Below are 19,652 nucleotides of genomic sequence, written 5' to 3'. Positions count from 1 at the left end.
CTTAATTTATTGAGGGAGGGTAAAAAATGTCCATCAACAAACAAACAGTTTGGTTAATTACCATGCTTTCGATTATGGTGGTTTTGTCAGCCTATTATATTGTCACCGGTCCGGTTGAGCCGGTGGGGCAGGAAGCGAGCCGGTCCGAAAAAGCGGCCAAAGGGATCAATGTGGATATCAAACCGGTCGATCAGCCGGCAGCATCGGAAAAGGATATCCTCAAACAGCAAAACGACGATGATTATTTTGTCGGCTATCAGTTGGAACGCAGTACACTGAGGCAAAAGATGGTGGAAGATTACATGAAAGTACTGACCAATCCCGATGCTTCGGATCAGGACTTAAAGGAAGCAAACAGCAAAATTCAGCAGTTGATGAAAGTGGACAATCAGGAAACCGTTCTGGAAGATCTGATTCGCAAGCAAGGGTACAGTGACGCGGTTGTCGTTACAAACAATCCGCATGTCGATGTCGTTGTGCAGAGTGACAAATTAACCCCGCAGCAAGTGGTGAAGCTGATCAGCCTTGTCCGTCAGCATCTCAATGTTTCTCCGCAACACGTCTCTGTCGCTTACCGGCAGTAATATACGCATTTTGCGTTGGCCAGTTTCCGCAAAGGAACTGGTTTTTATTTTATCAAAACCGGTTTTTTCATCTCTGGCATGGAAAAAATAGTAAGACCTGTGTTTGTCTCGAATCTGGGGGTGGTCAAAGCCTTAAAAAAAAGTTATGCTATTAGCGGTGTCGGTAAAAAAACTGATTTTTATGAGAAGCGGGCGGAGGTTTCTGACTTTCCCCCGGGGAGCGGGCTCCCCCTTGTGGGTGTGCTGAGGGCACAAGTATAATAGGCCATGGAGTGCGGAAACACTCAAAACGGTTATAAGGACTTATGAAACTACATTTTTTCCGAAAACCAGGAGGGGCTGGAAATGGCATTCAAAATGCATGAAATTCGCGAACTCATTCGTTTAATTGATGAATCGCAAATCGAGGAATTTGAACTTGACAACGAAGGGGCAAAAGTAATCATCAAAAAAGCGACCGGACGTGCGGAAGCGATTTTGCCGCAACCGGGAATTGCCGGAGAGGCAAAGCCCGCAGCGGTACCGGCGGCTGCGGTAAAACCGGTTGAAACCCAAGCTGCCTCAGTGGCTGCCGAAGCACCGGCCGAACCGAAAAAGCCGGCAGATGAACTGGATGACGCAAACTTACATAAAATTGTATCCCCGATGGTTGGAACGTTTTATCGCGCTCCTTCGCCGGATGCAGACCCCTATGTCAAAGAAGGGGATGAAATTCAGGAGAATACGGTTGTCTGCATCGTAGAAGCGATGAAGCTGATGAACGAGATCGAGGCGGAAGTGCGCGGCACTGTTGTCAAAGTGCTGGTTGAAAACGGTCAACTGGTTGAATACGGTCAGCCGCTGTTCCTGGTAAAACGTTCGTAAGGCCGTGGAAGGGGAGACACTGAATGTTTAAGAAAGTATTGATCGCAAACCGCGGCGAAATTGCGGTCCGGATCATTCGGGCCTGCCGGGAACTCGGTATCAGCACGGTCGCGGTTTTCTCCGAAGCCGATCGCGATGCGCTTCATGTAACATTGGCGGATGAAGCCTATTGCATCGGTCCGGCACCGGGAAAAGAGAGTTATCTCAATATGACCAACCTGCTGAGTACTGCGACGCTCGTCGGAGTGGATGCCATCCATCCGGGGTATGGTTTTTTAGCGGAAAACGCGGATTTTGCCGAACTCTGCGCCGAATGTAATATTACCTTTATCGGACCATCGCCGGAAGCGATTACGAGGATGGGCGATAAAACCACAGCAAAAGAAACGATGAAGGAGGCCGGGGTACCGACGGTTCCGGGAACGGAGGGCATTATCGAGGATCTGGATGAAGCCGCCAAAACAGCGAAAGAAATCGGCTACCCCGTCATTGTCAAAGCGACTGCGGGCGGTGGCGGCAAAGGAATGCGCATCGTTCATAACGAAGAAGAATTAAAACGCGCCATCAATCTCGCACAGAAAGAGGCGGAAGCCAATTTTGGCAATCCGGGTGTTTATCTGGAAAAATTTTTGGTGCAACCAAGACATATCGAGATCCAGATTTTGGCCGACAACTACGGGAATTGCATCCATTTGGGAGAACGGGATTGTTCCATTCAGCGCCGTTATCAAAAGCTGATCGAAGAAGCCCCTTCGCCGGCCTTAAATCCCGAGCTGCGGGAGCGAATGGGGGAGGCGGCTGTTCGGGCGGCGAAATCGGTAAATTATTCCGGAGCGGGAACAGTCGAATTTTTGCTTGACCGCGAAGGCAATTTTTACTTTATGGAGATGAACACACGCATTCAGGTGGAGCATCCGGTGACGGAACTGATTACGGGTGTCGATCTCGTGAAAGAGCAAATTCTCATCGCCGCCGGAAAGAAATTGGAAATCAGCCAGAAAGATGTCCGGTTTGACGGTTGGGCCATCGAGTGCCGCATCAATGCGGAACGGCCGGATAAAAACTTTATGCCTTCTCCGGGAACGGTTGAATTTTACCTGCCGCCCGGCGGAAACGGTGTGCGCGTGGACAGCGCCTGCTATCAGGGATATCGGATTACTCCGTATTACGATTCGATGATCGCCAAGCTGATCGTATGGGGAAAAGACCGCCAGGAAGCGATCGATCGCATGAATCGCGCCCTGCGGGAATTTGCTGTCGATGGGGTTTACACCACCATCCCGTTCCATTTACAAGTCATTAACCATTCAAAATTCATCTCCGGTGATTTCCATATCCAGTTTTTGGAAACGACTAATTTAGATGAGGAGCGTTAGGATCAAATGAACGAAGTATATCGCTACGACGAAAACCAATTGGGGAAAGTGGAGATTGCTCCCGAGGTGATTCAGATCATTTCCGGCATTGCCGCTTCCCGTGTTGAAGGTGTGGTCGGTCTCAGCGGTGGCGTTGCCAGCAACCTGAACCAGCTGTTGGGGAGAAAAAATGTTAAAAAAGGGATTCGCGTAGAGCTGGATGATCAATTGGTGATTGAACTGGCTGTAGTCGTACAGTACGGATATAACATCCCCGAAGTGGGTCAGGAAATTCAGGAGCAGGTAAAATCGGCTGTGGAAAGCATGACCGGATTGATTGTCGATCAGGTGGTAGTCCGGGTTGACGGCATCAAATTCCCTCAGGAAAAAAATACCGAACAGGAATCTTCCGGGAGGGTAAGATAGAGAATGATCAGCCCTTCAGGGGCGTATATTTGAACCGGGCTTTACGGCTCGGGCTTCTTTTTGGAGGAAAGTTGGAATGAGCAGAAGAACGGTAAGAGAAAAAGTGGTTCAAGCACTTTATGAGTGCGATTTTCACCCGGACAATGTAGAAGAGGTAATCGCGAGCCGCGGCGGAAAGCTGAACGAAGAGGATCGGTCGTTTTATTTGCGCCTGGCTCACGGGATCAGGCAACATGCCGCCGGCGCTGATGCGATTATCACCCGGTTTTTGAAAAAAGGTTGGTCAGTTGGCCGGCTCTCTTCGGTTGACCGTACCATCCTGCGTATGGCCGTCTATGAATTGCTTTTTGAAGATACGCCAAAAGCGGCTGTCTTAAACGAAGCGGTTGAACTTGGCAAGGCGTTCGGCGGGCCCGAGTCGGGAAGATTTATCAATGGAGTGCTCGGTAGTGTCGTCGCCAATTTGGAACAAATCAAGCAAGAACAAAAGCAGATACAAGAGAGTTGACGCAGAGAGGGGAAGTACACCCTCTCATATTTTTTAAATCACGAACATTACCTGAAACTTTACAGTCAAAAAATAACGATATAAACTGAACATTAACGAGGTTTACATCAATTAATGTTAAGGAGTTGGGATAATGACTGCAAAGTTGATCAATGGGAAAGAGGTTGCACAAACGGTAAGAAATGAGTTAAAACAAGAAGTGATCCGGTTAAAAGAACAGGGGATTGAACCTGGACTTACCGTTATCTTGGTAGGAAACAATCCTGCCTCGGAAACATATGTACGAGGAAAAATACGCGCATCCGAAGAGGTGGGAATCCGTTCCAATCTGGTGCGCATGAGTGAAGAAGCTTCGGAAGAAGAGCTGCTTGCCGTTGTGAAACAGTTAAATGAGGACCCGGCTGTTCACGGGATTTTGGTGCAATTGCCGCTGCCGGCCCACATGGATCCGAACAAGGTGATCGCGACCATTTCACCGAATAAGGATGTCGACGGCTTTACCCCGATCAATATGGGGAACCTTTTGGTCGGGTTGGAGGGAATCATCCCTTGCACACCTTACGGAATCATGGAACTCCTGAAGCGTTCCGGCATCGAGACAGAAGGCAAACATGCCGTGGTGGTGGGCCGCAGCAATATCGTCGGCAAACCGATTTCTCTCTTGTTGCAGCAAGCGAATGCAACGGTTACGATGTGTCATTCGCGTACGCGTGATCTGCCTTCTTTTACAAAGCAGGCTGACATTCTTGTGGTCGCAGTCGGTATGGCGGAGATGATTACCGCTGATCATGTGAAACCGGGTGCTGTCGTGATCGATGTGGGCATGAACCGCAATCGCGAAGGGAAATTGGTCGGCGATGTCGATTTTGGCGGGGTGGCTCCGCTCGCATCGGCCATCACTCCCGTGCCGGGCGGCGTCGGGCCGATGACGGTGGCCATGCTGATGAAAAACACCGTCATCGCAGCCAAACAGATTCACGGCATCAGTTAATCCCTTCACTTCAAAGGGGGAGTCGCATGATTCGCGAACCGGAACGCGAGGTCTGGTCTGTCACCGAATTGGTTCAGTATCTTTACGATATATTGGATTTGGATGAGAATCTGAAAAAAATCTGGGTTGAAGGTGAGATCACCAACTTCTCCCAGCACAGCAAAAGCCGGCATATGTATTTCACGTTAAAGGATGAACAAACCGCCATCGATGCGGTCATGTTTGCCGGGAATAACCGCCGCTTGCGCTTTACACCCAAAAATGGCGACCGGGTTTTGGTTCGCGGCTACGTCTCCATCTACATGAAGGACGGGCATTTGCAGTTATATGTGCAGGATATGCGCCTGAGCGGAATCGGCGATTTGTATGTTGCGTTTCAACGCTTGAAAGAACAATTGCAGGCTGAGGGGTTGTTTGATGTCCCCAAAAAGAAATTGCCTTCCTTCCCCAGGAGGGTGGGCGTGATCACTTCAGCCAGCGGGGCAGCCGTTCGTGATATTATTGTCACGATGCGGCGCCGCCTCCCCATGACGCCGATTTTGCTCTATCCCGTCTCGGTGCAGGGAGAAAAAGCGGCGAAGGAGATTGCTGAGGCGATCGATCATATGAACAGGTTGATGGAGGTTGATGTCCTGATCGTCGGCCGTGGCGGAGGTTCATTGGAAGAGCTGTGGGCATTTAACGAGGAGATCGTTGCCCGCAGCATTTTTCGCTCCGTGATCCCCGTTGTATCCGCAGTCGGACATGAAACCGATGTGACGATCAGCGATTTTGTCGCCGATGCGCGCGCGGCCACCCCGACAGCGGCGGCAGAAATGGTGGTTCCGCACATCGCCGAGCTTCATGACCGCCTCACCCATCTTTACAAGAGGTTGCTCTACGCCCAAACGAGCCTGATGAACCGCTTAAAGGAGCGCTTGCACAAAAATGTGGATCGTCCGATCTTCACTAATCCCAATGCCCGTCTGTATCAATATGCCCAGCATGTCGATTCGCTTGAGATCCGTCTGCAAAATGCAATGGGCAAACTGATTGAAAAAAAGGACAGGCAGTTGGAACAAAGGGTGTACCGGTTAACAGCCTTTCATCCGCAGAGAAGAGTGGAGAAAGAAGCAGAGCGTCTTGAACTGCTCAAGCGGGATGCCAACTGGCATTTGCGAAATTTGCTCAAAGACAAGGCAAAACAGTACCAGCATCTGCTTGCCAAACTGGATAGCTTAAGCCCGCTGAAGGTTATGCTCCGGGGATATTCGCTCGTTTATCGCCATGATGGAAAAACCCTGGTAAAATCATATCGGCAGGCTGCCCCGGGGGACCTGATTCACGTTCGTCTGGCTGAAGGCCAACTCAAATGCCAGGTGTGGAAATCGGAGGAGACAGAGAATGAGTGAACCGCAAAAAAATTCTTCCTTGGAATCGCTGCCTTTTGAAGAGGCGCTGAAGCGGCTGGAGGAAGTGGTGGAGATTTTGGAAAAAGGAGATACGCCGCTGGAACAGGCGATTCAACTTTTTGATGAAGGCATGAAGCTGGCCCACATCTGTGGCAAAAAGCTGGAGTGGGCAGAACAGCAGGTGGAGATGCTGGTGCAGGAGAACGGGGAATGGGTGAAAAAATTGTTTAAGGTTGAGGAGGATTCGGAGTAGGTGCAAACGATCAAATCCTATATTGAGGAAAAAGCGGAGCGGGTGCATGAGGCGCTCGACGAGTATACGGCCCGGATGCAAGGGATTCCGCCTCTTTTAAAAGAAGCGATGCGGTACTCGCTCCTGGCAGGCGGGAAACGCTTGCGCCCTGTCCTGGTGCTGGCGACCGTGGAAGCGCTGGGAGGAGAAGAAACGGCTGCTCTTCCCTTTGCTTGCGCCATCGAGATGATCCACACGTATTCTTTGATCCATGACGATTTGCCGAGCATGGATGATGATGATTACCGCCGGGGAAAATTGACCAATCACAAGGTATTTAGCGAGGCTTATGCCATTTTGGCCGGGGATGCGCTTTTGACCGAAGCGTTTGGTCTGATGGCAAAAGGGGGCAAAGAGGCTGCGCTCGCGCCGGAGATTCTGCTCACCATTATTGAGGAAGGAGCTCGTTTTGCCGGAGCACGAGGGATGGTCGGCGGCCAGGTTGATGATTTGCTGGGGGAAAACGGTGCGGTTTCCCTCGAGCAGCTGGAAAGCATTCATCGCCGCAAAACGGGTGATTTGATGGCCTACTCGGTCAGGACGGGAGCTTATCTCGGAGGAGCTTCTCCGGAGGTCCTTGAATCCTTGACCCGATTTGCCTATGATTTGGGGCTTGCTTTTCAAATTCAGGATGATATTCTGGACGTGATCGGAGATCAGCAAGTGATCGGCAAACCGGTGGGGAGTGATGAAGAAAAGCATAAAGCTACCTATCCCGCTCTCCTGGGACTGGAGGAATCGAAAAGGAAACTGACAGAGATCACAAACCGGGCCAAACGCCATGTCGAAGGTTATGAAGAATTGAATCCCGCCAGTTTGATGGGAATCGCCGATTATCTGTTACAGCGCGATCGGTAAGTTCTGCATGATGCCAACATATCCGGCTTATGTTATAATAAAATTTACTTAAGGAAGAGTGGTGCAGTATTCTAGTCAGCTCACCCCCTCTGAAGGCGGGGCTAAAAATCCGCTAAAGGGCACAGCGATGAAGTTCTTGGTGTTGGCTTGTGGCGCCCAGCTGCGGGCTGATGCTGGGAGTTAAGGGAGAAGGGCGATCCGCAAGGGCATGCGGGCGTTGACCCTCCTCCCGCGGAGGCCCAAGTTCGTCGCTTTGAGACTTCGTTTCAGCGATGGCTTGGGGGATGAACCTGCATTCGGGTCAACCCTGGGTGCAGCGTAGCCTGCCTTGAGTGGCAAAGTGGGGATATTCGGAGTTGTTCCGAATTGAAAGCTCTGTTGCAAAAGAGGCTAGGAGGGGAGCTCGGGCTGTTGAGGAAAACTCCTAGACTGTTTGCCGGTGATGGCAAGGCTGTTCAGGGATTAAAGTACGGACTAAGTGGCAATCCAGTCCGGTGACCGGTGACGGCGCCGAGAGGGGTTGTAAAGGGAAACCGCCTGATCGGCGACGATCGGGATACCCCTTTGGGAAATCCTACTGGACCTAAGCCGTAGAATTTACCTGGATAGCTTCCACTCGCTCCCACATATAAGGTTTGAAACCGGGGAAATTACATACTAACTATTGGGGAACCGGTCTATTTCAAGACCGGCGATTTTCTGATACTGGCCTTTGGAGAAGGAGAATCGCACTTTGATGGCCGGGCTCACCTGGGGTGGAGGGATTGTGGTTCTATTCGCGATCGTAGTGCTCGGCATTTTGTTCGATATGTTGGGGATCGCAGCAGCGGCGGCTAAAGAAAAGCCATTTCACGCGATGGCGGCCAAAAAGATTCCGGGAGCGAAGGAATCGATTGGCATTGTTCGCCGGGCAGATCAATTTTCCAGTTTTTGCAACGATGTGGTTGGAGATATCAGCGGGGTCATTAGCGGATCAGCCAGTTTTGCCGTGGCGGCTTCGCTTATTGCCACCTTTCCCCAATGGGGGAAGCAGAAATGGCTGATTGATGTGGTTTTGGTCTCGGTTATTTCCGCCCTGACAGTAGGGGGGGAAAGCGTTGGCCAAAACCGTTGCCATTCATTATGCAAACGAAATCATTTATCGAGTGGGAATTGTATTTTACTGGGTAAACCGAAAACTTCATCTCTCCTTGTTTCATGTGAAATCGAACAAGAAAAGAAAGCGAAAGCGAGGCGTTTTACGTGCTCCTCGAACGAGTTAATTCGCCGGATCAACTGAAACAACTGCCTGTGGAAGAACTCCCGAAGCTGGCGGAGGAAATTCGCAGGTTTCTGATCGAGAGTTTATCGAAAACAGGCGGACATTTGGCGTCCAATCTGGGGGTGGTCGAACTGACGATCGCTCTTCACTATTTGTTTGACAGTCCCCGTGACAAACTGTTGTGGGATGTGGGCCATCAAGCTTACGTTCACAAAATTTTAACCGGACGCCGGGAGTTGTTTCCCACACTCAGGCAATACAAAGGGTTGTGCGGCTTTCCGAAAATGAGAGAAAGCGCACATGATTGCTGGGAGACCGGTCACAGCAGCACGTCGTTATCCGGTGCGATGGGAATGGCGACCGCACGTGATCTGAAAGGGGAAGATTACAAGGTGATCGCCGTGATCGGCGACGGTGCCCTGACCGGCGGGATGGCATTGGAAGCGCTCAATCATATCGGTGAAACGAAAAAAGACCTGATGATCGTCCTGAATGATAATGAAATGTCAATCAGTCCCAATGTCGGCGCGCTTCACAATCACCTGGGGCGGCTTAGGACCAATAAGAGTTACAACAAAATGAAGGCAGAAGTGGAACAACTCCTGAAAAAAATCCCGACTGTCGGCGTTCCGTTTGCCAAGACCCTGGAACGGATAAAGGACAGTTTCAAATATCTGCTGGTTTCCGGTGTTTTTTTTGAAACGTTGGGCTTCACTTATTTGGGGCCGGTGGATGGCCACAAGCTGGATGAACTGATGGAAAGCCTGCGCATGGCCGGGCAAACCAAAGGACCGGTGGTGGTTCATGTCGTAACGCGCAAAGGTTACGGGTATGAACCGGCTGAAAACGATTCGGTCGTTTACCACGGCGTGGGGACTTACAAGATTGAATCGGGTGCATTCCAAAAGAAAGCAGGCGGTGCTCCGGCTTATCCCGCCGTCTTCGGAGACACCTTGGTTCGCCTGGCCGAAGAGGATGAGCGAATCGTTGCCATTACGCCCGCCATGTTGACGGGTTCAAAACTGGAGAAATTCTGTGAAAAATTCCCGGAACGCTGTTTTGACGTGGGTATTGCCGAACAGCATGCGGTCACGTTTGCAGCCGGATTGGCTACACAGGGATTGAAGCCGGTGCTGGCGATATATTCCACGTTTTTGCAGCGGGGGTACGACCAGTTCATCCACGACGTGTGCCGGCAGAAGTTGCCCGTCGTGTTCGCCGTCGACCGTGCCGGTTTTGTCGGGGAAGACGGGGAAACGCACCAGGGCGTCTACGATATTAGCTATTTGCGCAACCAGCCGGGCATGGTGATCATGATGCCGAAAGATGAAAATGAGCTGCAACACATGCTCTATACGGCAGTTCAGTATGATAAAGGGCCGGTTGCCGTGCGTTATTCCAAAGCGGCGGGCGTCGGGGTTCCGATGGATGAAGAATTTAAGCTGATCCCCATCGGAAAATCGGAAGAAGTCCGCCCGGGTACTGATGTGGCGCTCCTGGCTTTTGGCACCATGGTGCAAACCGCTCTGGAAGCGGCCGGGCTCCTTGAGGAAAAAGGGATCAATGCCCGTGTCATCAATGCCCGTTTTGCCAAGCCGCTGGACAGGGAATTGCTCGACCGGCTGGCTGATGAGAAAATCCCGATCATCACGCTGGAAGAAGCGTGCATCGAAGGCGGTTTCGGCAGCGCGGTGCTCGAGTATTTCGCGGCGTGGGAAATCAGTGATATCCGGATAAAAATCCTCGGTGTTCCCGATTATTATGTGGAGCACGGAAGCATTCGCGAGCAGCTGGAGGAAGTCGGATTAACTCCGGAGCAAATTGCCGATACTGTTAATACGTTCTTATCGCAAAAAATACAGAAAGCTTGAGGGTTACCAGTGGAGAAAGAACGGATCGATCTTTTATTGGTGGAAAAAGGGTATTATCCGAGCCGGGAACAAGCGCGACGTTCCATTATGGCCGGTCTGGTCTCTGTGAATAACGAACGGGTCGAAAAAGCGGGGACGAAAGTCCCCGTAGATGCTATTATTGAGGTGAAAGGCAGGTTGCATTCCTACGTGAGCCGCGGCGGGTTGAAATTGGAAGAAGCGCTCCGAGTCTTTCCCATCCGCTTGCAAAATCGCGTCATGCTGGATATCGGGGCTTCTACCGGCGGGTTTACCGACTGTGCCCTGCAGCACGATGCGAAACAGGTGTATGCGATCGATGTGGGATACGGCCAGCTCGCCTGGAAATTGCGCCAAGACCCGCGTGTCATCGTGATGGAACGCACCAATTTCCGTTATTTAAATCCGGAAGACCTGAAGGGAGAACAGCCGGATTTTGCCGTCATCGATGTCTCATTTATCTCTCTTTCCCACATTTTGCCCAACTTAAAGCGGCTTTTGTCACCCGGTGGGGAAGTAGTTGCTTTAGTCAAGCCGCAGTTTGAAGCTGGAAAAGAGCAAGTGGGAAAAAAAGGGGTGATCAAGGACCCCAAAGTTCACCGGCAAGTGCTGCGCCGCTTTGTTGAAATGGCTCACATGCTCGGTTATCATGTGATGGGACTCACCTTCTCTCCGATCAAGGGCGGGGAAGGGAATATTGAGTTTTTGGCTTATCTGCGTCTGGAAAAAGCGGAGACTCCGGATCCGTGGGATGAGCGAATTGCGGAAGTGGTCGAAGAGGCGCACCGCCGCTTATCATCCGCTCAAGGGTAACCGGTCCGGATTCCCTGCCTCAAGTTTGGCATCAGGGCAGGTTTCATCTGAAGGAACTTCGAATTAGTAGAGAAAGGGGGAGGAAAAGTGGCTAAGCCAGGTGACACCCTTGTGCTTTTTCTGCTAATCGGAGTCATCCTTTATTTTATCATCAGACAGATTCCGCTTTCCGGCGCAAAGTGGGGAAAGAAAGAGGAGGAACCTGTTCAGATCAAAGGAGAAGTTCCGGATCTTTTACGCGCTCACGGATTTGAGGTCATGCATTTCAAAGAGCGGGTTCCGCTTGTGTTCGGGGTGGATGATGCGGTTTATGAAAGCCGGATTTTCATCGATTACATCGCGCGGCGCGAAGATGAACTGTATGTGGTTGTGGTCGCACGGGACAGAAAGCCGCTGAGGATGTCCGGCGCCGGACTTCGCGATTTTTTTCTCCCGTATTATCTGCTGGTTCAGCCTGATGGCATTCTCTATGTGGACAAGGAGAAAAAGACGGTCAAAGTGGTTCATCTTGAGATCCCCGAATTGACATTTTCCAAGAAAAGCCGTAGGAAATGGCCCTTGTATGCCACAGCGGTCGTCTTGCTCTTATTCATTATCTGGCTGGTTCAATAAATGATTGTTTGCTGAGGTGGAATTGCTTGAAGACCATCGGGATTACCATAAACAAAAGCAAGCCCAAGGCTCTCCAAGTAGCGGAAGAACTGATCTCTCTCCTGGAACAAAAGGGAGTGGTCGTCTATTTGGAACCGGAGATGGCCGTTGAACTGAAACGGCCCGAATGGGGGCTTCCGCTGAATCAGTTTTGCACAAAGGTCGAACTGGTGTTTGTGCTCGGGGGAGATGGCACCCTGCTGGGGGTGGCCAGGCAGTTTGCGCAACACCGATTGCCCATTCTCGGCTTTAATGTGGGACAGTTGGGTTTTTTGTCGGAAGCGGAACCGGAAGATCTGTCAATGGCTGTGGATCGGGTGCTGGCGGGGGATTATTTCGTTGAGGAAAGACTGATGTTGGAAGCGGAAGTGGTTCGCGACGGCCGTGTCGTTGAAAAAGGGATTGCTTTAAACGATGTGGGTGTCGCCAAAGGCTCGTTTGGCCGGATGATTACCTGTACCGCTTATATGGATGGCATGGTACTGGGAACATATTCCGGAGACGGGCTGATTATATCGACTCCCACGGGATCAACCGCTTATTCGCTTTCGTGCGGAGGGCCGATTGTCCATCCCAGCATTCAACAAGTATTGCTGTTGACACCGATCTGTCCGCATACCCTTACCTCGCGTCCGATGGTTTTGCCGGCGGAGGGGGTTCTGGAAATCGTCGTTTCCGCCGTACATCAGGAGATGGGAATGACGATCGACGGACAGGTGGGTTATTGTTTGCAACAAGGGGATATGGTAAGAGTGAGGCGTTCCCCTTTCCCCACTTTGCTCATCAAATGGCAGGATCGCTCGTTTTTTGAGGTGGTTCGCCAAAAATTGCAAGGTGAAAGCGCGATGGATGACAGCAGAGCAGGAGGAAGATGATGAAGGCACAGCGTCACATAAAAATTCGTGAAATCATTACCAATCAGGAAATCGAGACCCAGGATGAATTGGTGGAAGAATTGAAAAAAGCAGGGTATAACGTAACACAGGCCACCGTTTCCAGGGATATAAAAGAATTGCAACTGATCAAGGTGCCGACCAATAACGGAACTTATAAATATTCGCTTCCAACCGATGAAAAACGGTTTAATCCGCTGAAAAAATTAAAAAGAGCGCTACAGGAGTCGTTTGTCAGCATTGATTACAGCGAAAATCTGATCGTGTTGAAAACATTGCCGGGAAATGCCGATGCGGTCGCAGCCCTGATGGATCATCTAGATTGGGATGAACTTTTGGGAACGATCGCCGGTGACGACACAGTGCTTCTCATCTGCCGCGGCAAAGAAAACGCACCGGTTGTGGTCGGACGCTTCCTTGAACTGTTGTAGGGGGCGATGGGATGCTCAAAGAACTCGTTATTCGCCATTTGGCCATCATTGAAGAAGTGCATATCCAATTTTCCGGGGGTTTTCATGTTCTCACAGGCGAAACGGGCGCGGGCAAATCCATTTTGATTGATGCGTTGGGGTTGATTGCCGGCGGGAGGGCTTCGGTTGATTTCGTGCGGCATGGCAAAGAGAAAGCGGAAATTGAAGCCGTTTTTGAGTTGGCTGAATCCCACCCGGTGCGCCCGCTGCTGGAAGAATGGGGATTTGCGTCCGACGAATTGGACGTGCTCATCATTCGGCGGGAGATCACCTCGGGTGGGAAGAGCACTTGCCGCGTGAACGGCCGGGTGGTGACGCTGGCCCTGTTAAAGCAGATTGGCTCAAAACTGCTGGACATTTCGGGGCAGCATGAACACCAATCCTTGCTTTCCGCCGAAGAGCATTTGTCTTTGCTGGATCAATTCGGCGGTGCTGAGATTATTCACCTGCGCAGCCAATATCAGTCGCTTTACCGGGAATTTAAAGAAATTGACCAAGAATTGAACCGGTTGAAAATCGACCAACAGGAGCTGGCCCATCGCATCGATCTCTTGGAGTTTCAACGAGAGGAAATAGAGGGGGCCGGATTGGTTCCGGGAGAAGATGAAGAGCTGGAACAAGAGCGGAACCGGCTGGCCCATATGGAAAAGTTAATGCAGCATACCGCCAAGGCATATCAAGCGCTTTTTGGCGAGCGGGGGGCTTTGGAGCTGCTTCAGGAATCCCTTTCGCATGCCGAAGAAATGGCCGAGGTGGATCACAGTTTGAAGCCCGCCTGGGATAACATGCAATCGGCTTATTACCAACTGGAAGAGGCTGCCCGGGAGATTTCGCGCTACGGTGATGGGCTTGAGTTTGATCCCGAACGCTTGTATGAGGTGGAAGAACGCCTTCATCTGATCAAGCAATTAAAGCGAAAGTACGGCGAAAGCATTGACGAGATCCTAGCTTACGGAGAAAAGATCAAACAGGAACTGTCCTCCCTGAACCACCGGGAGGAAACGGAAGCGGAATTGACGGCAAGGCGGAATGAATTGCAAGAGGAGTTGCTCGCCTTGGCGAAGGAACTGACCGCCAAACGCAAAAAAGCGGCAACTCTTTTGGAGACACGCGTGGAGAAAGAGCTGGCTGATCTGAATATGGGTTCGACTGTCTTTCATGTGGCCTTTTATCGCGAGCGCGCAGTGCAACTCCTTCCGCACGGGCAGGATCTGATCGAATTCCAGATTGCCCCCAACCCGGGCGAACCGTTGAAACCGTTGGCAAAAATCGCGTCGGGCGGGGAGCTGTCACGGATTATGCTCGCCCTTAAGACTATTTTCGCCTCAAGTGACCAGAGTCATACGCTCATCTTCGACGAGATTGATACAGGGGTCAGTGGACGTGCGGCGCAGGCGATTGCGGAAAAAATGGCCGCATTGGGCCGGAAACATCAGGTGCTGAGCGTAACCCACCTGCCCCAGGTCGCATGTATGGCCGACCATCATTTTTGCATTGCCAAAGAAGCCTTGGATAATGAAACGCGCACGAAAGTGGAGCGGCTTGACCTCAATCGTCGCATCCGGGAACTGGCCCGCATGCTCGGCGGAGCTCAGGTGACCCACACGACAACAGAACATGCGCAGGAAATGATCCGCTTAGCGGAAGAGGTCAAGCAAGCCATGGCTGAAGAAAAGCAAATGTCTCGCGGACAGTGCCTTTGAAATTGTTCAAAGGCCTTTTTTTGTATAAGTGCGAAAGTGCTTGGCGAAAGCCAGGTTGGTCGGATCACCGTTTCAGTCACCAAATCATGATCGCGTTTGTTTTGCACCGGAAGGAAGGGGACAGTGGGAAGCTGTCAATAGTGGAAGCATTTGAAGAACATAAAAGGGAAGGCCCTGGGTTAACTTATTTTTAGAGACGGCAAGGGATAGGCGGGAAGCTCAGGAGAGTGGTGAGGTTGCACAAACAGAGTAAGCAAAAGTGGCTGGGTTTTCTCCTGGTGCTTCTCCTCGTGTTGGGAAGTACTACACCGACATTTCGTCAATTCACCGAATTTCCCCATGAGCTCAGGCTCTTTATGGGGCAATGGAGCAAATTGCATTTAACGATGCCGGTCTCTGCTACTGCTTGTATTTCCAATCCGGATATTATTGAGGTGAATGGTTCCACCGGGGCGCGGGTACCCGTTGATCTGCACAGGCCGCTTCAACTGAAGCCTCATGCCGTCGGCCACGCGCTGATCACCCTGAAATTATTTGGAACGGTGCCGATTCGGAGCCTTGCTGTCCATGTCTATCCGAATCTCAAGGTGATTCCGGGTGGTCAGTCGATCGGGGTCAAATTGCATTCAAAAGGGGTCATGGTGGTTGGACATCATCTTGTACAATCAAAGCAGTCCGACGCAAAGTCGCCTGCGGAAAAAGCGGATATCCGGGTTGGGGATTATCTCCTCAAGATTAACGGACAACCGGTGCAAAGAGTGGTCGATGTCGCCAGATGGGTAAAGCTGGCCGGAAAAGATAAAAAGAGTCTGCATATTACGCTGCTCCGCGATGGCAAAGAGAAGACCGTGGAGATCCAGCCAGTGTATGACGAAAAAGAGCGTGTATACCGGTTGGGGATGTATATACGCGATTCGGCGGCCGGTGTGGGAACACTTACGTTCTATGATCCGGAACATAAAGTGTATGGTGCCCTCGGACATGTTATTACGGATATGGATACAGGAAAGCCGATCCGGGTAGGGGATGGAAAAGTCGTTAAATCCAATGTCACTTCGATTCAAAAAGGGGAGTCGGGTGAACCTGGCGAAAAAAGGGCGATATTCTTCCAGGAAGACCAGGTGATCGGGAATATCCAAAAAAACACGCCTTTCGGTATTTTTGGAAAAATGGATCGCTTGCCGGAAAAGGGATTGCTCAACCAGGAAATTCCAGTGGCCTTGGCAGAACAGGTCAAGGAAGGGCCGGCTAAAATTCTGACCGTTGTTGACGGACAAAAAGTGGAGCAGTTTGACATTGAAATCGTCCATGTGCTGAGGCAGAAGTTTCCCGCTACAAAGGGATTGATCATTAAGGTGACCGATCCACGGCTTCTGGAAAAAACAGGAGGGATTGTCCAGGGTATGAGCGGCAGCCCGATTATCCAAAACGGAAAATTGGCAGGGGCGGTCACGCATGTTTTTGTCAACGATCCGACGTCAGGCTACGGTACTTTTATTGAATGGATGTTGCAAGATGCAGGAGTGTTACACTCGCAAGCGGGCGCTATGAACAGCCCGCTTTTTTTAATTGAGAATGATTATCGACATTCACAAACGTGTTAATTTTTTTTTGCTTTTGAGATGGCATCGTGCATCGGAAAAGTTTAAAATAAAACTCGTTTTAAAGAAAAACAGACTGCGCGTGGTTGCAGTCTGTTGGAATGGATAACCTTAAGCCGCTTGTTTCAGTTCTTCGAGGTATTCTTTGGCCCGGTTTTGGTCGTATTGTTTTTCCCATTTGGACATGACAATGGCGGCAAGAGAGTTGCCGATGACGTTGACGACTGTGCGCGCCATATCCATCAAGCGGTCAACCCCGGCGATAAAGGCGAGTCCTTCTACCGGAATCCCAACCGAACCGAGCGTTGCCAAAAGGACGACGAAGGAAACTCCGGGTACGCCGGCAATTCCCTTGGAGGTTACCATCAAGGTTAACAGCAATGTGATCTGCTGAGACCAGGAAAGATGGATACCGTACATCTGCGCGATAAAAATGGCGGCGATTGCCTGATATAAGGTGGAACCATCCAGATTGAACGAATAGCCGGTTGGAATGACGAAAGAAGTAATTGCTTTGGGACAGCCGAATCTTTCCATTTTCTCCATGATTTTAGGCAGAACCGTTTCCGAGCTGGAAGTGGAATAAGCCAAAATCAGTTCTTCTTTCAGGATCCGGAGAATGTGGAAAATATTCACTCCCATGAGACGGGCAACCAACCCAAGGATGACGATAATAAAGAAAATCATCGTCAGATAAACAAGGACGACCAATTTGCTGAGCGGGATCAGCGATTGGATGCCGAATTTGGAAACCGTCACCCCGATCAGGGCAAACACGCCAAACGGGGCAAAACGCATAATGACATTGGTCATATAGAACATGGCATCCGCCGTTCCCTGGAAAAACTTCAGAACCGGTTTTCCTTTTTCGCCGACAGCGGCAATGCTGAGGCCGAACATGACCGAGAAGAAAATGATGGCCAACATATCCCCGTTTGCCAGCGAGGTAAACAGGTTGGTCGGAACAATGTTGACAAAAGTATCGATAAAGCTGTGCTTTTCAACATCCTGTGTCGTTTGTACATATTGTTCGATATCGGTTTTGTGCAAGGTATTTATATTAACGCCCGTTCCGGGATGAAATGCGTTGGCGACGAATAACCCGACGATAATGGCAAGTGTGGTGATGATCTCAAAATAAAGGATCGTTTTACCGCCCAGTTTCCCCAGTTTTTTTATGTCGCCGACGCCGGCCACCCCGACAATCAGGCTGGAGATCACAATCGGGATCACGATCATTTTGATCAGATGAAGGAAAATGTCACCGATGGGTTGAAGCCATGTGGCGACCGAAGGATTACCGTAAAAAACTGCACCGACAACAATCCCTAAGATAAGGCCGATTAAGATTTGCCATGCCAAGGCGATTTTTTTCCTCTTCATTTAACCACCTCACATATGAATAATATTAGTAAAAATTTTAATAATAAATATTTAACTAAGTAAATAAACTCAGCATATACCATAATAAAACATTTGATTAAATGAATCAATCTTTATAACAACAATAATATAAATGGGAATATTTTTACATTTTGAAGCAAAAAAAGGAGACATGTATGCCTGTTCGCACACTGTCGGCAAAACTCTTTTTCAAATTTGGAGAGGAAATTGTGGATTCGGAACACCTTTATGGGCGCTTTGTCATCAAGCTGATGCACGGGTATGCCTGTCCGCGCTTTTTTATGTTGAAGGGCGATTCGGGCCTTCCATTTTTTTATCGCCAAACCCCGCAGCCGTTTCCTCTTGGTATGGCTGTTTTTTTGCGGGTTTGTCATTCGCCTTTTTTTCCTGCTCAAGACTTCGGCTTTCTTTTGGCATGCTTGTCCCCCCTTTTAAGTAAAGTATGGATCAAAAGGGGCGGGGTTATAACAATAACTGGAATTTTTTCGATGACCGCCCGGCTGTCAGTTGCAGGAAGTTTCGATTGTTTGTCGAAAGGAAAAAAGTAGATTGGATAAGCGGCGATTAGGAGGGTCTCAATTGAGCAAGATCCGTGTCATATTGGCAGATGATAATCGGGAATTTGCTGAACTGTTAAAAGAACATTTGACAAATCAGGAAGATATTGAGGTCATCGGGGTTGCACACCATGGCGGGGAAGTGGTTGACTTGCTTCAGCGAAGTACCCCCGATGTTCTCGTATTGGATATTATTATGCCTCACCTGGACGGTTTGGGTGTGTTGGAGAAAATCCAGCAGCTTCATCTCGAACCGTCTCCCAAAATCATTATGCTGACGGCTTTCGGCCAAGAAAATATCACCCAGCGGGCAGTTGAGCTGGGAGCGTCCTACTACATACTGAAACCGTTCGATTTGGATGTGCTGACCCATCGCATCCGGCAGATGAAAGGGATCGGTGGGACAGAATCCGCGTTTGTCAAAAGCGCAGCCGGAGCGAAATCCAACGCACCAAAAGCGAATAACCTTGACGCCAATATCACCAATGTGATCCATGAGATCGGTGTCCCGGCTCATATTAAGGGTTATTTGTACTTGAGAGAAGCGATCTCAATGGTCTATAACGAGGTCGATTTGTTAGGGGCGATCACCAAATCGCTGTATCCGCGGATCGCCGAAAAGTACAATACGACGCCGAGCCGGGTGGAACGGGCGATTCGCCATGCGATTGAGGTGGCCTGGAGTCGCGGAAACATGGAATCGATTCGCAACCTGTTCGGATACACGATCAATGTGAGCAAAGCGAAGCCGACCAATAGTGAGTTTATCGCCATGGTGGCTGATAAATTGCGGATTGAGCACCGGGCAGGTTAAGCAAATCGCTGCAAAACCCCCTTTTTTCTGGATCGTCTGGCATTCAGAAAAAAGGGGGTTTTTATGGACTGAGCATCTATTTGATTCTTACTTTTTCTTTGCGGTGATGCCAGAGGCGGTGTTCTTCCTGCGCCTTGGTCAGTTCCCGTAACAATGTATCCGCCACTTCGTAATTTTTGGCGTTTAGTGCCTGCCGGTACTTCTTTTCCAGCGGAGCGATCTCTTTTTGGTGATAAACATTGGACATGCAGGTGTATCTCGGCTTTGCGGGGCGATTGACACCTTTTTCCCGGGTTCTTTTTTTGCCCATGTACACGCACCTCCCGT

At 50.2% G+C, this 19,652-nt stretch carries 21 protein-coding genes; 19 read left to right on the top strand and 2 right to left on the bottom strand.

Going from position 1 to position 19,652, the window contains the following annotated elements; translation table 11 throughout:
• Positions 1-26 precede the first annotated feature (26 nt).
• The 17 genes from JG50_RS0115100 to spoIVB all read left to right on the top strand — a co-directional run bounded on the left by JG50_RS0115100 (position 27) and on the right by spoIVB (position 16,553).
• Positions 27-584: a SpoIIIAH-like family protein gene (locus JG50_RS0115100; protein WP_033101935.1), complete on the top strand. Its 558-nt coding sequence runs from the start codon at positions 27-29 to the stop codon at positions 582-584.
• Positions 585-929: 345 nt separating this feature from the next.
• On the top strand, positions 930-1,448 hold the full coding sequence (gene accB / locus JG50_RS0115090; protein ID WP_033101933.1) for an acetyl-CoA carboxylase biotin carboxyl carrier protein: 519 nt from the start codon (positions 930-932) through the stop codon (positions 1,446-1,448).
• Between the two features lie 23 nt (positions 1,449-1,471).
• Positions 1,472-2,824, top strand: a complete 1,353-nt coding sequence (gene accC / locus JG50_RS0115085) for an acetyl-CoA carboxylase biotin carboxylase subunit (protein ID WP_033101932.1) — start codon at positions 1,472-1,474, stop codon at positions 2,822-2,824.
• Between the two features lie 6 nt (positions 2,825-2,830).
• Positions 2,831-3,229 carry an Asp23/Gls24 family envelope stress response protein gene (locus tag JG50_RS0115080; protein ID WP_033101931.1) on the top strand — a complete coding sequence of 133 codons (399 nt, stop codon included), beginning with the start codon at positions 2,831-2,833 and terminating at the stop codon, positions 3,227-3,229.
• A gap of 76 nt (positions 3,230-3,305) precedes the next feature.
• On the top strand, positions 3,306-3,737 hold the full coding sequence (nusB, locus tag JG50_RS0115075; protein ID WP_033101930.1) for a transcription antitermination factor NusB: 432 nt from the start codon (positions 3,306-3,308) through the stop codon (positions 3,735-3,737).
• A 133-nt stretch (positions 3,738-3,870) separates the two neighbouring features.
• Positions 3,871-4,728 (top strand): bifunctional methylenetetrahydrofolate dehydrogenase/methenyltetrahydrofolate cyclohydrolase FolD, encoded by an 858-nt coding sequence (gene folD / locus JG50_RS0115070; protein WP_033101929.1) that lies wholly within the window; start codon positions 3,871-3,873, stop codon positions 4,726-4,728.
• A 26-nt stretch (positions 4,729-4,754) separates the two neighbouring features.
• Positions 4,755-6,119 carry an exodeoxyribonuclease VII large subunit gene (gene xseA / locus JG50_RS0115065; protein ID WP_033101928.1) on the top strand — a complete coding sequence of 455 codons (1,365 nt, stop codon included), beginning with the start codon at positions 4,755-4,757 and terminating at the stop codon, positions 6,117-6,119.
• Positions 6,112-6,372: an exodeoxyribonuclease VII small subunit gene (xseB, locus tag JG50_RS0115060; protein WP_033101927.1), complete on the top strand. Its 261-nt coding sequence runs from the start codon at positions 6,112-6,114 to the stop codon at positions 6,370-6,372. Before xseA ends, xseB begins: the two co-directional genes overlap by 8 nt.
• A complete protein-coding gene (locus JG50_RS0115055) occupies positions 6,373-7,269 on the top strand; it encodes a polyprenyl synthetase family protein (protein WP_033101926.1) in 897 nt (298 codons plus the stop codon).
• Between the two features lie 736 nt (positions 7,270-8,005).
• A complete protein-coding gene (locus JG50_RS18380) occupies positions 8,006-8,548 on the top strand; it encodes a hypothetical protein (protein WP_152568603.1) in 543 nt (180 codons plus the stop codon).
• Complete coding sequence (dxs, locus tag JG50_RS0115045; protein ID WP_033101925.1) at positions 8,512-10,401, top strand: 1-deoxy-D-xylulose-5-phosphate synthase; 1,890 nt, start codon at positions 8,512-8,514, stop codon at positions 10,399-10,401. The genes JG50_RS18380 and dxs overlap by 37 nt, the downstream gene beginning before the upstream one ends.
• Positions 10,402-10,410: 9 nt before the next feature.
• A complete protein-coding gene (locus JG50_RS0115040) occupies positions 10,411-11,232 on the top strand; it encodes a TlyA family RNA methyltransferase (RefSeq protein ID WP_033101924.1) in 822 nt (273 codons plus the stop codon).
• Positions 11,233-11,319: 87 nt separating this feature from the next.
• A complete protein-coding gene (locus JG50_RS19030) occupies positions 11,320-11,844 on the top strand; it encodes a hypothetical protein (protein WP_152568602.1) in 525 nt (174 codons plus the stop codon).
• A gap of 26 nt (positions 11,845-11,870) precedes the next feature.
• Positions 11,871-12,758 carry an NAD(+)/NADH kinase gene (locus JG50_RS0115030; RefSeq protein ID WP_033101923.1) on the top strand — a complete coding sequence of 296 codons (888 nt, stop codon included), beginning with the start codon at positions 11,871-11,873 and terminating at the stop codon, positions 12,756-12,758.
• A complete protein-coding gene (ahrC, locus tag JG50_RS0115025) occupies positions 12,755-13,207 on the top strand; it encodes a transcriptional regulator AhrC/ArgR (RefSeq protein WP_033101922.1) in 453 nt (150 codons plus the stop codon). Before JG50_RS0115030 ends, ahrC begins: the two co-directional genes overlap by 4 nt.
• An 11-nt stretch (positions 13,208-13,218) precedes the next feature.
• Positions 13,219-14,949, top strand: a complete 1,731-nt coding sequence (gene recN / locus JG50_RS0115020; RefSeq protein ID WP_033101921.1) for a DNA repair protein RecN — start codon at positions 13,219-13,221, stop codon at positions 14,947-14,949.
• 236 nt (positions 14,950-15,185) lie between these two features.
• Complete coding sequence (gene spoIVB, locus JG50_RS0115015; RefSeq protein WP_052154382.1) at positions 15,186-16,553, top strand: SpoIVB peptidase; 1,368 nt, start codon at positions 15,186-15,188, stop codon at positions 16,551-16,553.
• Positions 16,554-16,661: 108 nt separating this feature from the next.
• Here spoIVB and gltP read toward each other — a convergent pair whose 3' ends face one another.
• Positions 16,662-17,933 carry a glutamate/aspartate:proton symporter GltP gene (gene gltP / locus JG50_RS0115010; protein ID WP_033101920.1) on the bottom strand — a complete coding sequence of 424 codons (1,272 nt, stop codon included), beginning with the start codon at positions 17,931-17,933 and terminating at the stop codon, positions 16,662-16,664.
• A 152-nt stretch (positions 17,934-18,085) separates the two neighbouring features.
• Between gltP and JG50_RS20240 the strand changes: the two genes are divergently transcribed.
• Entirely contained in the window at positions 18,086-18,502 is a 417-nt protein-coding gene (locus JG50_RS20240) for a hypothetical protein (protein ID WP_160173899.1), read from the top strand.
• A 31-nt stretch (positions 18,503-18,533) separates the two neighbouring features.
• The gene (spo0A, locus tag JG50_RS0115000) at positions 18,534-19,325 is read left to right on the top strand and encodes a sporulation transcription factor Spo0A (RefSeq protein WP_033101918.1); all 792 of its coding nucleotides are present in this window, start codon (positions 18,534-18,536) and stop codon (positions 19,323-19,325) included.
• Positions 19,326-19,401: 76 nt separating this feature from the next.
• Here the strand turns inward: spo0A and JG50_RS0114995 are convergent, their stop codons facing one another.
• Entirely contained in the window at positions 19,402-19,635 is a 234-nt protein-coding gene (locus JG50_RS0114995; protein ID WP_052154381.1) for a hypothetical protein, read from the bottom strand.
• Positions 19,636-19,652: the final 17 nt, after the last annotated feature.

Source organism: Thermoactinomyces daqus, assembly GCF_000763315.1.
GTDB classification, from domain to species: domain Bacteria; phylum Bacillota; class Bacilli; order Thermoactinomycetales; family Thermoactinomycetaceae; genus Thermoactinomyces_A; species Thermoactinomyces_A daqus.
Note: the sequence above shows the minus strand (reverse complement) of the source record. Positions and strands in the feature narration are given on the sequence as shown.